The 13,446-nt window shown below is 64.9% G+C and carries 10 protein-coding genes and 1 pseudogene; 8 read left to right on the top strand and 3 right to left on the bottom strand.

Annotated features, from left to right (window positions below; translation table 11 throughout):
- Positions 1-224 precede the first annotated feature (224 nt).
- Together G8760_RS07925 and G8760_RS07920 are read left to right on the top strand one after the other, a co-directional pair.
- A complete protein-coding gene (locus tag G8760_RS07925) occupies positions 225-566 on the top strand; it encodes a PadR family transcriptional regulator (RefSeq protein ID WP_166349405.1) in 342 nt (113 codons plus the stop codon).
- 4 nt (positions 567-570) lie between these two features.
- Complete coding sequence (locus G8760_RS07920; RefSeq protein WP_166349402.1) at positions 571-1,848, top strand: DUF1700 domain-containing protein; 1,278 nt, start codon at positions 571-573, stop codon at positions 1,846-1,848.
- Between the two features lie 72 nt (positions 1,849-1,920).
- On the opposite strand, the gene G8760_RS07915 is transcribed toward G8760_RS07920, so the two are convergent.
- Positions 1,921-2,793, bottom strand: a complete 873-nt coding sequence (locus G8760_RS07915) for an aldehyde dehydrogenase family protein (RefSeq protein ID WP_166349399.1) — start codon at positions 2,791-2,793, stop codon at positions 1,921-1,923.
- A 49-nt stretch (positions 2,794-2,842) separates the two neighbouring features.
- On the bottom strand, positions 2,843-4,303 hold the full coding sequence (locus tag G8760_RS07910) for an aldehyde dehydrogenase family protein (protein ID WP_166349396.1): 1,461 nt from the start codon (positions 4,301-4,303) through the stop codon (positions 2,843-2,845).
- A 208-nt stretch (positions 4,304-4,511) separates the two neighbouring features.
- On the opposite strand from G8760_RS07910, the gene G8760_RS07905 reads away from it, so the two are divergent.
- The 3 genes from G8760_RS07905 (at position 4,512) to G8760_RS07895 (ending at position 10,333) form a co-directional block, all read left to right on the top strand.
- The gene (locus G8760_RS07905) at positions 4,512-7,169 is read left to right on the top strand and encodes an ATP-binding protein (RefSeq protein WP_166349393.1); all 2,658 of its coding nucleotides are present in this window, start codon (positions 4,512-4,514) and stop codon (positions 7,167-7,169) included.
- A gap of 78 nt (positions 7,170-7,247) precedes the next feature.
- A complete protein-coding gene (locus G8760_RS07900) occupies positions 7,248-8,519 on the top strand; it encodes an MFS transporter (RefSeq protein WP_166349390.1) in 1,272 nt (423 codons plus the stop codon).
- An 812-nt stretch (positions 8,520-9,331) separates the two neighbouring features.
- Complete coding sequence (locus G8760_RS07895) at positions 9,332-10,333, top strand: helix-turn-helix transcriptional regulator (protein ID WP_166349387.1); 1,002 nt, start codon at positions 9,332-9,334, stop codon at positions 10,331-10,333.
- Positions 10,334-10,353: 20 nt separating this feature from the next.
- On the opposite strand, the pseudogene G8760_RS07890 reads toward G8760_RS07895, so the two are convergent.
- Positions 10,354-10,501, bottom strand: a pseudogene (locus G8760_RS07890) (ISL3 family transposase); the annotation flags it as partial.
- 159 nt (positions 10,502-10,660) lie between these two features.
- Between G8760_RS07890 and G8760_RS07885 the strand changes: the two are divergent.
- From G8760_RS07885 to G8760_RS07875, 3 genes are read left to right on the top strand one after another with little or no spacing between them, the layout of a single operon-like run.
- A complete protein-coding gene (locus G8760_RS07885) occupies positions 10,661-11,197 on the top strand; it encodes a response regulator transcription factor (RefSeq protein WP_246222472.1) in 537 nt (178 codons plus the stop codon).
- Complete coding sequence (locus G8760_RS07880; protein ID WP_166349380.1) at positions 11,194-12,291, top strand: 3-dehydroquinate synthase II; 1,098 nt, start codon at positions 11,194-11,196, stop codon at positions 12,289-12,291. Before G8760_RS07885 ends, G8760_RS07880 begins: the two co-directional genes overlap by 4 nt.
- A complete protein-coding gene (locus tag G8760_RS07875) occupies positions 12,288-13,430 on the top strand; it encodes an FAD-dependent monooxygenase (RefSeq protein WP_207782129.1) in 1,143 nt (380 codons plus the stop codon). Before G8760_RS07880 ends, G8760_RS07875 begins: the two co-directional genes overlap by 4 nt.
- The last annotated feature ends 16 nt before the right edge of the window (positions 13,431-13,446 follow it).

The raw sequence follows: 13,446 nt of genomic DNA, 5'->3' as shown, positions 1-13,446 counted from the left end.
TCTGAGTGACGCCGATGTTACTGGACGGCTGGGGCGGATGGTGCCGGAGCGACCCGGCACGAGTACCTGGAGGCAGTGGGGCCGGATGCCGTGGCGCTATGGCGCCGATGCTGTGCCGATCGTGCCGGCTCGGCGTGTCGACCCTCGGGGTCGTGGTGGATCTGTGTCATAGACAGTACTGTGTTTAACGTAATACTGGATCGGCCGGTGATGGGAAGGTGACCATGGACACCAGTCAGCTCCTCAAAGGAGCACTCGACCTCGCCGTGTTAGCCGTGCTCCGTGAGTCGGACGGATACGGATACGACGTCGTGCGCCGGCTACGGGCCGCCGGGCTCGACGAGGTCGGAGACGCTTCGGTCTACGGAACCCTGCGCCGGCTGTACCAATCGGGGGCGTTGACCACCTACATGGTCCCGTCGCTGGAAGGACCGCACCGCAAGTACTACAGCCTGAACGGAGCCGGCCACGACCAGCTGGCCCGATCCGGCAAGACCTGGCAGGAGTTCGTTGGCACCGTCGATGGGCTGCTGGGTGAGACCACCGGACGTACATCTGAAAGGTAAAGGCGTGAACGCCGAACACGAGAACGTTGACCCTGAAGGCGTGGTGCGGGACAACACGGAACGTCGCGACACTCACCCCGCCGTGGTCTGGTACCTCGGTGAGATCCGGGACGCGACCGCGGATCTCGACGCCGACGAGCAGGCGGACATCCTGTCCGACGTGCGTGAGCACCTCGACGCCGTGGCGGCCGAGTTAGGTGAGGGCCTGTCCGGTGCGATCCTGATCGCCCGCTTGGGGTCACCGGCCCAGTACGCGGCGGATCTGCGGGCCGCGGCCGGGCTCCGCGCGCGACCACCCAGCACCCGAGTCGGCGTCTTTCGCCGGGCGGTGCGGTTTCTGGCCGCGGTAATGGCGGGAGCGGCCCTCGCCTGCGCCGGCATCGGCGTCGCCGGTGTCTTGTTCGTCGGTCCCGAGGCCATGGCATGGCTGGCGGCCTCGCTCGTCGCCTCCGTGACCGCCGTGGCCTGCATCCTGGCGTTGGCGACCCGAGCTGACGACCGCAGTGCCGAACTGCACAGCATCCCGGGTGCGGCATACGTGCTGAAGGCGGACCGGTGGCTGCGGCGACAACCGTGGGGTGAACCGGCCCTGGGGTATACACGTTCGCTGCGGCCAGCGTGGTGGCTGGTCCGGGCCGCGATAGTGGGATTGGCCGTGGGCTACGTCAGCTCAGCCGGCCTTGGCCTGGCCGTGTTCTTCGCCGCGGCGGTTGCGTCGGTGTGGCTCGGACTGCGCGCGGTGGACGGCAGGCTTGCTGGGGACTGGCGGACAGCGATGGTGGGTGTCAACGCCGCGGCCCTGGTGGCGGGGGTAGCGGTTGCGTCGTCGATGGTCAGTAGCGCCGGCCAGGTGTTCTACGCCGATACGTGGCCTGACCACGACGAATACTACGCGGACGAGTATCAGCCGCAGGGCGACTACATCGGCGACACGTACGGCGAGCAGTGGCTGGCCGACGGGGAGAACGTGTCCAACATCTTCCCCTACGGCCCCGATGGTGAACTGCTCATCGGGGTACGCCTGTACAACCAGGATGGAACACCGCTGGTGCTGCCGGCGCCGAACTGCGTCGACGCGCCGTGGGGTGAGAGCTTCTCAGTGGCCGACCCGTGGGGTAGCAACGTTTACCCGCGGTTGTCGTCCATGCGAGACGACGAGCATGGCTATGACGGCGATGTCTATCTGGACGGCGACGTAGACGACGCCTGCACCGAACCGTCGCTCGACGCGCCCTACGGAGTGCACCTGCCCACCGTGGACCTCGAAACCAAGTCCCCGTGATCATTGGCTTTTGACTACCGAATCCGGTAGTCAAAAGCCAATGATCACGGGGACTTGGGGGACGTGGGAGGGTCAGGTGCCGACCGGGTGCCAGACCGTCTTCGTTTCCAAGAAGGACGTGATCCGGTTCAAGCCGGGTTGTGCGGCCCAGTCCGGCTCGGCCTCCGGGGCACGGATCACCCGTTTGAGGTTCTCGGCGGCAGCGAGCTCCAGTTGTGTCGCATTCCCGTGATCGTGGGCGGCACCGGCAAGATCGATGGCATTGACATCCATGTGTGCAGCCAGCGACGGCGCGGTATCGCCCACCCGTCCAGTGAGGATATTGACGACGCCGCCCGGGACGTCAGAGGTGGCGAGTACCTCACTGAGCGTGATGGCCGGCAGCGGCCGTTCATATGAGGACGTCACCACGGCCGTATTTCCGCCGACGAGTACCGGCGCCACCACCGAGACCAGCCCCAGCAACGACGAGCTCTGCGGGGCTAACACAGCCACCACCCCGGTCGGTTCGGGCACCGAGAAGTCGAAGTACGGCCCCGCCACCGGGTTACTCGAACCCACCACCTGGGCGATCTTGTCCGACCATCCCGCGTACCACACCCAACGGTCGATCGACTCGTCGACCGCGCGCTCGGCCTTGCTGCGACTCAGACCCTCACCAGCGGCGACCTCGTCGACGAACTGCGCGCGTCGGCCCTCCATCACCTCGGCCACCCGGTAGAGCACCTGCCCGCGGTTGTATGCCGTGGCGCCGGACCAGCCCGGAAATGCCTTGCGGGCCGCCGCCACCGCGTCTCGAGCGTCCTTGCGCGAAGCCCACGCCGCATTGGCCAGAAACTCGCCTTGGGCGTCGGCGACGGGATAGGAGCGGCCCGACTCCGAGCGGGGGAACTTGCCGCCGATGTACAACTTGTATGTTTTCTTCACGGCCAGCCGTTCGGTCATGTCGTCACACTCAACTTCATGCTCGTCGCTCGACCGGTATCCGAGGTGTTCACGCCGGGTCCTCCGTCCGCAGGTACGCCGCCAGCCCATGCCGTCCACCCTCGCGGCCGTATCCGGACTCCTTGTAGCCACCGAACGGTGACGTGGGGTCGAACCGGTTGAAGGTGTTGGCCCACACCACCCCGGCCCGAAGCTGCTGCGACATCCACAGGATTCGGGAGCCTTTGTCGGTCCACACCCCGGCGGACAGCCCATACGGGGTGTTGTTCGCCTTCTCCACCGCCTCAGCCGGCGTGCGGAAGGTCAGTACGGACAGCACCGGGCCGAAGATCTCCTCCCTGGCGATCCGGTGCGCCTGGGTCACGCTCGTAAAGACGGTGGGCGCAAACCAGAAACCACGGTCTGGGAGGTCACACGGCGATGACCACCGCTCGGCGCCCTCGGCCTCGCCGACGTCGGACAACTCGCGGATCCGGGCCAGTTGCTCAGCGGAGTTGATCGCTCCGACGTCGGTGTTCTTGTCCAGCGGGTCGCCCACCCGTAGTGTTCCCAGCCTCCGTTTGAGGCTGGTCAACACGTCGTCGTACACGGACTCCTGCACCAGCAGGCGAGAGCCCGCGCAACACACGTGCCCCTGGTTGAAGAAGATGCCGTTGACGATGCCCTCGATGGCTTGGTCGACGGGGGCGTCATCGAAGATGATGTTGGCAGCCTTGCCGCCCAGCTCCAGCGTGGCCTTCTTCGTGGTTCCGGCGACACTGCGAGCGATCGCCTTGCCTACCTCGGTGGAGCCGGTGAAGGCTACTTTGTCCACGTCCGGGTGCTCCACCAACAAGCGCCCGGTCTCGCCGGCACCGGTGATGATGTTCACGACGCCGGGGGGCAGCTCGGCCTGCTGGCAGATCTCCGCGAACAGCAGCGCGGTCAACGAAGTGGTCTCGGCGGGTTTGAGCACCACGGTGTTGCCAGTGGCCAGCGCCGGTGCGATCTTCCAGGCGAGCATCAACAGCGGGAAGTTCCACGGGATCACCTGGGCGGCCACCCCGAAGGGCCGCGGAGACCCGGACGAGGCACCCGAAAGCCCGGCGTATTCGAGTTTGTCCGCCCAGCCGGCGTAGTAGAAGAAATGTGCCGCGACGAGTGGGATGTCGACGTCGCGGGACTCGCGGATCGGCTTGCCGTTGTCGATGGACTCGAGCACGGCGAGTTCTCGAGAACGTTCCTGGACCAGCCGCGCGATGCGGAACAGGTACTTGCCGCGGTCTCGGCCGGACAGGCGCGACCAGGTTTGTGTGTAGGCCTTCCGAGCAGCGGCGACGGCACGGTCCACGTCGGCTTCAGCAGCCTCGGCGATGTCGGCGAGGACCTCTTCGGTGGCTGGATTCACCGACTTGAACGCTCCGCCACCGGCCGGATCAGCGAACTCGCCGTCGATGAACAGCCCGTACGAGCTCTTGATGTCGACGATGGCACGGGACTCCGGTGCCGGTGCGTACTCGAACTTGGCCATAACACCCCAGGTTACCGTCGCGCCGATGAGCCATCGAAGCCTGTCGAATGTCTCCCGCCATCGAGCCGGCTCACTCCCGGCCGGCACACCGAGGCTCTGTAGCAAACTCCACTGCGAGCTCCAGTGCTGGCACTTGTGCCGAGGTAGCGTGCATGAACATTACACGTGGCGATGTGGACGGGTTGGATGAAGTTGCCATGATAGTGCTGTGACCAATGCAGGGTTCGTCGGGCGTGACACCGAGTTGTCCTGCTTGATGGAGCTCTTCGAAAAGGCCCGGGACGGCCGTGCGGCGGAGGCCGTGTTAATAGGTGGCGAGGGCGGCATCGGCAAATCCCGGCTGATCGCAGAATGGCTCGGCCGGGTTGGGGATGAGCTTCGGGTCCTTTCCGGTGGCTGTGTCGAGCTAGGAACGGCAGGACTGCCGTTCGCCCCGTTCACCGCGGCACTACGCGCCCTCGTCCGGGAGCTGGGTTCGGAGGGGCTGTACGGTCTTCTGCCCGGCGCGAGTGATCTGGCGTGGCTGGTGCCGGATCTCGGTCCCACCCGCAGCACCATCGATCGTGACCTCGACCGGGCTCGGCTGTTCGAGCGAATCCTCGCTCTCCTGGAGGTGCTGGATCACCCGGTGGCTCTGATCATCGAAGATGTGCACTGGGCGGACCGATCGACGCTTGACCTGCTGAACTTCCTGATATGCAACCAGCGATCCGTCGGTGGAGTGATCACCGTCGTGACCTACCGGTTGGAGGACCTGGATCATGAGCGGCGGGGCCGGTTAGCCGAGCTGGCCCGTGTGGCCACACGTATGGTGCTTCCGCGGCTGTCCCGCCGCGAGGTGACGGCCCAGTTGCGAGGGCTGGTCGGCGCCGAGCCCTCTGCGGAATTGGTGCGCGAGATCTGTCGGCGCAGCGAGGGGAACCCGCTGTTCGTCGAGGCGCTGCACGCGGGCGACCCGGAGCGGGTCGGGGACCTCTTTGTAGCGCGTGTCGGCGGGCTGCCTGAACGGACACGGCGAGCGGTGCGTGAGTTGAGCGTTGCGATGAGCGCTGTACCGTTCTGGATGATTGACGAAGCCTCGATCCGTCCCGCGCTTGACGCGGGTCTGCTCATCGTCGACGGCGATACGTATTGCTTCCGCCACGAACTGATCCGCGAGTCTGTCTACCGGAGCCTGCTCCCTGGGGAGCGAGCCGCGCTACACCGGCGCTACGCTGAAACGATCGAAGGGCCGCCCGCGGAGCGGGCCCATCATTGGGACCGGGCGGGCGAGCCGGCCCGGGCGCTGGAGGACTTCCGGCGTGCGGCATTCGAGGCTGGCGCGAGCCTCGCGTATACCGAACAGCTGGATCTGCTGGAGCGAGTGCTCGCGCTGGAAGGCCCTGGCCGTGGGAAGACCCGTGAACTCGCCGTTGAGGTCGCCAACCTTGCCGGGGAGCACGAACGCGGCGAACGTCTTGCGACCGAGCTTCTTATCCACGAACGTTCCGCACGAATCCTGCAGCTGCGCGCTCGAATGCGCCGCCACCTCGGCCGCAGCGGAGACATCGACGATCTGCGCGAGGCTGTACGGCTGGCACCGGAGGGGCAGAAGGCTCCCGCTCTGGCGGGACTGGCCTCCCGGCTCATGGAGGGTTTCGGCGCAGAAGAGGCCGAGGCGGTCGCCGAAAGCGCCATGGAGGCAGCCCAGGTGGCCGGCGACGACGCGAGCCTGGCGATTGCGATGATCTGTTTGTCGACCTTGAAGATCCGAGCGGGGGATCTCACCGGCGGTTTCCCCCGGTTGTGGGAAGCCCAGAAGATCGCACGCGCAGGCGGGCACCAAGGTGCCTTGATGCGGGCGATCCACTACGAGTCGCATCTGCTGGAGGCGTTCGGCGAACACGAAGGCGCGATTGCCGCAGCACGCAAAGGCATTGCCGCCGCCGAGGAAACCGGGCTCGCGCGTACCTCTGGTGCCGTTCACTGCATCGATCTCGTGGAGGCGCTGGCGGTTTGGGGGCACTGGGATGAGGCACTCGAAGCAATTGAGCGTGGCCTCGAGCTTGCGCCGACGCCGGCGCTCCGTGCCCACCTGCTCCGCCATCGCGCCTTCATCGCCCTGGCCCGTGGCGACACCCTCCTGCCTGCCATGGTGATCGAGGAGAACCGGCCGCTCGCTTCGGACCCGCACGAACTCCTGCCGCTGATCGTGCTGGAGATCGAGCTCGCGCTCGCCCAGGGACGGCACGACGATGCGCGATCGATCGCCAACGACGCTGTGATGGAGCACGATCTGCGGCAGGCATCCCGCTTCGCGTGGCCGCTGCTCGTCGCGGCCGCCGAAGCCGGCGCGGGTGAGTCACTGCGAGACGTACGTGCGGACCTCGGCGTCACCGGCCCGATCCAGCGGGCTCACGCGGTCCACTTCGATGCGGTGACCGGTTCGGCCAGGTGGGACGACGCGGCGTCGGCGTGGGAGACCGCCGGGAACCCCTACCGTACGGCCGTGGCGTTGACGAGAGCCGCCCATGCGCTGGTCACCTCAGATCGGGCCACGAGCATCGCTCGTTGGGTGCGTGCCTTCGAACTCGCCTCGGATCTGCGCGCCGAACCTCTGCTCGGCCAGATCGCCGGCCTGGCCCGGCGCACCGGCGCTTCCCTCGGTAAGCCAGACACGCGGTCTGGTGGCGCCTTCGGGTTGACTCCCCGGGAGATGGACGTGTTGCGTCTCGTGGTCGAGGGTTTCGATAACCGGCGGATCGCTGCGGAGCTGTTCATCACCGCCAAGACAGCGAGCGTCCATGTCTCTAGCATCAAAGCCAAGCTTGGGGCGGGATCTCGCACGGAGGCTGCGGCGATCGCTCGGCGTCATGGCCTGGCTTAGGTCGTACGTCTGAGGGTGCCGCGAATATTGGGATCCATCCCAATGCACAAGCCGATGTCTTAGCTCGATCCTGGCGCCATGAAGCAGACGAACTGGGCTGCCATCGTCGCGCTGGCCTTCGCCATAGTGCTCATGGCGCTGGACATGTCGATCGTCGCGCTCGCTCTGCCCGCCATAGGGGAGGACCTCGGCGCCGCACCGTCAGGGACACAATGGGTGGTTCTCTCCTACTTGATTCCGGTGGCGCTGCTCAGTATCCCGGCCGGGCGCTGGACTGACCGATCCGGCACAAAACCCGCGTTTCTGGTCGCCGTCGCCGCCTTTGGGGCAACCAGCGCACTCATCGCGGCCTCCCCGACCCTGGCGATGCTGATGGTTGGTCGCGTCCTTCAGGGTGTTGCCGGAGCGGTGCTCAACGGTATGGCCTACCGGGTCGTCGCGGATGTCACTCTACCGGAGCACCGAGGACGGGCGATGGGGATTGTCACGAGTCTGATCCCGCTCAGTATGGTCGCCGGGCCCGGGGTAGGCGGGCTCATGGTGGAGACCTTTGGCTGGCGCTCGATCTTTCTGGTCAACGTTCCGATCGCATTGATCACACTGGCGCTGGGTCTTCGGGCGCTGCCAGGGGGCGGAGGACGGCTCCTATCGCCGAACCTGTCCATGTTCAACATGCGGCCCGTTGTGGCGCTGGTTCGGCGTCCAGCAGTCGGCGGACCGCTGCTGGCGCTGATGCTGGTGGTTACCGGCGTCGGCATGCCATTCTTCCTCATGCCGTACTACCTCGACGAGGTACTAGGCGTCTCGGCCCACGTCTCGGGTACTGTCATCCTCACCCTCCCAGCGGGAACGGCGTTGGTTTCCCCGATCGCCGGCTGGCTCGCGGACCGATTCGGCGCTTCGCGGCTCGCCTTGATCGGGGCGCTGGTGAGCGTCGGCGGGATGGTGCTGCTCATTCCACCCGTGGGTCCGGGCGCGAGCCTGGCCGACATTGCCTGGCGGCTGTTCATTCTGGGCGTCGGACAAGGGCTGTTCAGCGGACCCCTGCAGGCGGCGGTGATGGCGGCTGTGCCGGGGAACATGATGGCTACCGCCGGAGGTGTGGCGGCGCTGTTCCGTACTGCCGGCTTCGCCATCGGCCCGGCGGCCGCAGCCACCTCGTGGACGTGGGCCGCGGGCGGTGTCTCCGGCCTCCAGGCTGGTGCTACATCTCTAGCTGTGCTTACGGCGCTCGGTGTGCTGGCTCTCTTAGTTGTTCGGCTGCGCACGGCCGCTTCCAAAGCGGACGAGATGGCGGTCGCCGCGGACTCGGATGATGTCGACCGTACAAGCCAGGCTAAGGGCAAATGATGCCGCCACAAGATTAACTTCTGGTACAAGGAACTCAGGAAATCACCTATCGCACCATGCTCGATGCACTCAAGAAACCGGTTCGTGGTCCAGATGCTCCATAGGCCGGAATCGCTGCCAGTCCCGTCAAGATCGGTGAGATCAGATAGTTGCGCTCACCTTGACCATTTGAGCCCTGCGCCCCAGAATGATCTTGTTGAGATGACTCGGTGGCGTCGATTGATCACTTCGAGAGTCATGGAATGAGGTATAGCGGTGAATGTGCACGAGTCCGCGATTTCACTATCTGGATACTTGAATTCATGTGAGCTAACGATGTGGGAGTTATGAGTGTCCAGCCGGGACAATTTATCCCGCGGTGGGCGCTGTGGGTATTTGCGACGCAAATTGCCTTTTGCATGGAGTAGTTCGACGGCCCACTATCCCATAGTCAAGGAGGGAACATGAAAGCAGGCCGTGACCAGCGTCAAGCCCGCGCGGCTGCTCTGCGGGGAGCTCTTGGCTGTGTGGCACCCGTAGGCGGAGCAGGTCAGGAGTGCTGGAGCTCGGCGTGTGCGCCCGTGCAAGTTGGGATGGAAGTAGTGGCCAGCGATCAGCAAGCCGGCGTCCAGGCACTTGCACAGTTGCTGCCGCGGCTCAGGGCCCCAGTTGCCCGTGTCGATGGCTGATTCAGCCCGAGAGCGCGGCACGCGAGCAGGTGGCGCATCTCTGTCCGCCACGAACAAGAATATTCCCGTTCACTTGCCAATCACCCGGATCGGCACGTCAAATCAAAGATCAGCTTAGCTAAGTGGCATTGTTATGGGGGCAGCATGTTTGAATCGCTAGGACTCAGTAGGGAATCGGAGAGCGTCTATCTTGCGATGTTGCAGTTGTCAGACGTGGGAATTCACGACCTGGCAGGTCAGCTCCACCTGGATGTCTCCCGAGTCCGCGCGGCTATGGATGAGCTGGCCCGACTCTCCCTGCTCCGCCCGTCCGTGTTTGATCCCGCCACGTTCCGGCCGGTGCCTCCCGAGGCCGGTCTTCGGTCTCTGCTCGCACGGCAAGAGGCCGAGATCGCTAGCCGTCACGAGCAGCTCAATGAGTGCAAGGCCGCGATCGCGACCCTCCTGGCCGAGCACGCAGATTTGTGCACGGACGGCCGTGATACCGATATCGAATACGTCCAGGGTAATGACGCCGTCCGGGATAGGGTGAAACTTCTGGCATCAGAGTGTGAGTGGGAGTCGAGTTCGTTGATGTCGGGCGGTGCGCAGTCTGTTGCGAGCCTTAGGGCAGGAAGAGAGCTTGGCGCCGATGCGATTGGCCGTGGAGTTCGTCTCCGAACGATCTATCTCGACAGTGCATGCAATGATCAGGCCACGCTTGAATACGTGCGGTGGCTGAATGAACTCGGGAGTGAGGTGCGCACCGCGCCCTCTTTGCCGTTGCGAATGCTAATAGTGGATCGCGACCGGGCGTTGATTCCTGCGGATCCGGAGGGCGGCGAAGCCACAGCGATGTTCATATCGAGCAAGGGAATCCTCCGTGCGCTCGTAGCGCTGTTCAGTTCTGTTTGGAAGAGTGCCCGACCGCTGGGAGCTCCCCGACGCCCTTGCGAAGAGGGGCTGAGCGTGCAGCAGCGTGAAGTGATCAAATTGCTCGCGCAGGGGTTGACGGACGAGGCCGTAGCGCGGCGCCTGGGGGTCTCGGTGCGGACATCCCGGAGAGCCGCTTCCGAGTTACTCGCCGGCCTCGACGCCGGCAGTCGCTTTCAGGCGGGAGCGCGTGCCGTTGCGAGAGGCTGGCTCGACGCTGACGACCTAGATTAGTCGGTTGTTTCTGAAGACGGCTATAGGGGGTCTTCAAGATGAGGGTGTAGTTGGGGTCTGAATCCGCCGGTCTCAAGTGGTGATCGGGTGATGTCGATTGGTGAGGTTGCGGAAACCGGGTGCTGATCGCTGAAGGTGTGCGAGTCGTCCGTCGATGGCCTGGGGTGGCAGGAAGGTGCGGGCGTACAGCTCTCTTCATGAACCGTCCAGCCGTTGGTCATGGCATGAAATGACCGGTTGTCGAGGTTGGCGAGCTACTGGAGACTCGAATTGTCTAGATGTCCATCATCGGTGATGGAAGTCGGCAACGGTCAAAAGGGGAAGCGCATGAAACGTGAGCGCTTAGACTTTGATGAACTCCAAGCGGTGGCCTTCGTAGGAAATGAGGTGAGCCGCGAGCAGCAGGGAAAGCTGTTGAACTCCACAGGTGAGGTTGCTCTGATCGAGGCGGATAAAATCTTCCTTCTTCAACTTCGGGAGGTCCTCGAGCACCGAGGGGTCGCGGTTCTCGTGGTCGGACTCAATGAGAGTTGGTCCGATGGGGCCTCTGTCGCGGATCGAATGGCGAACCGAGAGTCTCCGGAAATCCCAGCGACGGCGATACGGAATGCCGAGCTAATGGGCGGGGACGTGCCGCCGGGAATGAGCGCGGGCGCGGCCGCGGAAGGCTGGGACGGCTTGACCGAGGCCGAGTGGCCAGTGGCGGTTCTCGTGGCCGAAGGGCTGACCAACCGTCAAGTAGCAGAGAAGCTGTTCCTGTCGTCCCATACGGTCGATAGTCATCTGCGTCACGTTTTCACAAAGCTCGGGATCAATAGCCGCACGGAATTGGCCCGGAAGTTCACAGAAAGGCGCTTGGCATGAAACTCTGCTGGATCGACATCCGCGGTTCCGGTACGGAGATGAACGCGATCGTCGAGGAGGCCGTGCACTTGCACGTCGATGCGCTCGTCTCGGACGACCCGGTGGATCTGCGGGACCTGCCGGCGTCGGTGAGCAGGGTCCTCCTTCTCGAGTCGCGGCCGGTGCCGGATTCGTTTGACGGTGTCGACATCGTGATCGTGGATGCCGACCGTGACCCGGCCGAGCTCGCCGCGGAGCACCCCCAGGTGGACTTCGGCCGTCGCGTCGAGGTCAACGATTCGCCGAGCCTGAACCTCGCCTGCGAGGTGGCTAGATCTGACCCATGGTGTGTGCTGGAGTTCCGCGATCCCACCAAGATCCCGCTCGAGATCATCCTCGCCGCGGCGGACAAGGCTGAAGGAAGCCTGATCACGGTGGTTCGGGACGTGGCCGAGGCGGAGATCGTTTTCGATGTTCTTGAACACGGATCCGACGGCGTGCTGTTGGCCCCTCAGGCGGTGGGGGAGAGCGCGAAGCTAAACGCCGCGGCGAAGCCTGATTCGCGGGACATCGCCCTGACCGAGCTGACTGTCGTCAGCATCACTGACGTTGGGATGGGCGACCGGGTCTGTGTGGATAGCTGTCTTCATTTCCGGGAGGACGAAGGTATCCTCGTCGGTTCGTATTCGCAGGGTATGATTTTGTGCTCGAGCGAGACTCATCCGCTGCCTTACATGCCCACCCGACCGTTCCGAGTCAACGCCGGTGCGCTGCATTCGTACACGCTGGTCGGTGCCGAACGAACCGGGTACCTCAGCGAGCTGCGGTCCGGCGGCAAGGTCCTCGCCGTTGACTCCTCAGGGCGGACCCGGCCCATCGTCGTGGGTCGAGTCAAGATCGAGTCGCGGCCGCTGCTGAGCATCGATGCCGAAGGGCCGGACGGACAGAAAGTCAACCTGATTATCCAGCACGACTGGCATGTACGCGTCCTCGGGCCCGGCGGTGTTGTGCTCAACTCGACCGAGTTCAAGCCGGGTGACCGGGTCCTCGGGTACTTGTCGAGTGCGGCACGGCACGTCGGCTACGCGGTCGACGAATTCTGCCTCGAGAAGTGACCCTCGACATCACGGTCGTCGGTGGCGGCATCGCTGGCCTCACCGTGGCCGCGGCGCTGGACCGCGCGGGAATGCGCTGCACGGTCTTCGAGCAGGTGGAGCGGCCTCGGGCGGTAGGTGCTGGTCTCCAGATATCTCCCAACGCGGCGCGGCTACTGCACCGTCTCGGTCTTGAACAGTATCTGCGGGCCACTGCCGTTCGGCCGGAGGCGATCGAACTGCGCCGCTGGGATGACGGCCGTGTTCTGGGCCGTACCGCGCTCGGTGATGCGTGCGAGAAACTGTACGGTGCGCCCTACTACACGATGCACCGGGTTGATCTCTATGAGGGCCTGCTCCAGCTCGCGGCGCCGTACGTACGGTTCGGGTGCCGAATCGATTCCGTCACCCAGCGGGAGGTGGGTGACGGAATCGTCGTTGGCGCGGACGGTGTTCACTCTGTCGTACGGGCGACGCTGACCTCGGACCGGCCTCGATTCTCCGGGCAGACCGTCTACCGTGCACTGGTGCCTTCGGCAGCCGCCCCCTGGCTTCGCCGGGAACCCAAGGTGGCGATCTGGCCCGGGCCCGGTCGGCACTGCGTTTGCTACCCCGTGTCCGGCGGTTCGTCTTTCAACATCGTTGCGACGGCGCCGGCTGAGACTGCGCACGCAGAGTGGTGGACCACCCCGGCAACTAGGGAGGAGCTGATGGCCGCCTACTCTGGTTGGGACGAGGACCTGACCCGGATTCTCGACGCATCCATGCAGGTGACAAGGTGGTCCCTGCACGACCGGGACACCATGACCCGGTGGGGGAGCGGGCGGCTAACACTCGCCGGTGACGCTGCTCATCCGATGCTGCCGTTCCTCGGTCAGGGTGCCAATATGGCAATCGAGGATGCGTGTGCGCTCGCCGCGTGCCTGCGGCGGGATGGCCCGGGCGAAAGCACAGAGGCCGGGGTCACCGAGGCGCTGCGCCGGTACGAGAGCCGGCGGCAAATTCGGACGGAACGAGTTCACCAGGCGTCCCGGGAGAACGCGCGTACTCTTCACCTTTACGACGGTGACGGGCAGCGCAAGCGGGACGCGGCCGTGGACGAGGCGCACAATCTGCGCAACCGTTCATGGCTCTTCGGCCACGATGCCGAAGAGCCATGAACGACCAAGGGTGCGC

Source organism: Phytoactinopolyspora limicola, from assembly GCF_011320225.1.
GTDB lineage: Bacteria > Actinomycetota > Actinomycetes > Jiangellales > Jiangellaceae > Phytoactinopolyspora > Phytoactinopolyspora limicola.
This window is presented reverse-complemented; position numbering and strand designations above follow the sequence as displayed.

What these genes read in the sequence shown, in the direction of transcription:
- G8760_RS07900 (WP_166349390.1), top strand. Translation starts at nt 7,248, where the DNA reads ATGAAGCAGACGAACTGGGCTGCCATCGTCGCGCTGGCCTTCGCCATA.
- G8760_RS07880 (WP_166349380.1), top strand. Translation starts at nt 11,194, where the DNA reads ATGAAACTCTGCTGGATCGACATCCGCGGTTCCGGTACGGAGATGAAC.
- G8760_RS07925 (WP_166349405.1), top strand. Translation starts at nt 225, where the DNA reads ATGGACACCAGTCAGCTCCTCAAAGGAGCACTCGACCTCGCCGTGTTA.
- G8760_RS07915 (WP_166349399.1), bottom strand. Translation starts at nt 2,793, where the DNA reads ATGACCGAACGGCTGGCCGTGAAGAAAACATACAAGTTGTACATCGGC.
- G8760_RS07885 (WP_246222472.1), top strand. Translation starts at nt 10,661, where the DNA reads ATGAAACGTGAGCGCTTAGACTTTGATGAACTCCAAGCGGTGGCCTTC.
- G8760_RS07895 (WP_166349387.1), top strand. Translation starts at nt 9,332, where the DNA reads ATGTTTGAATCGCTAGGACTCAGTAGGGAATCGGAGAGCGTCTATCTT.
- G8760_RS07910 (WP_166349396.1), bottom strand. Translation starts at nt 4,303, where the DNA reads ATGGCCAAGTTCGAGTACGCACCGGCACCGGAGTCCCGTGCCATCGTC.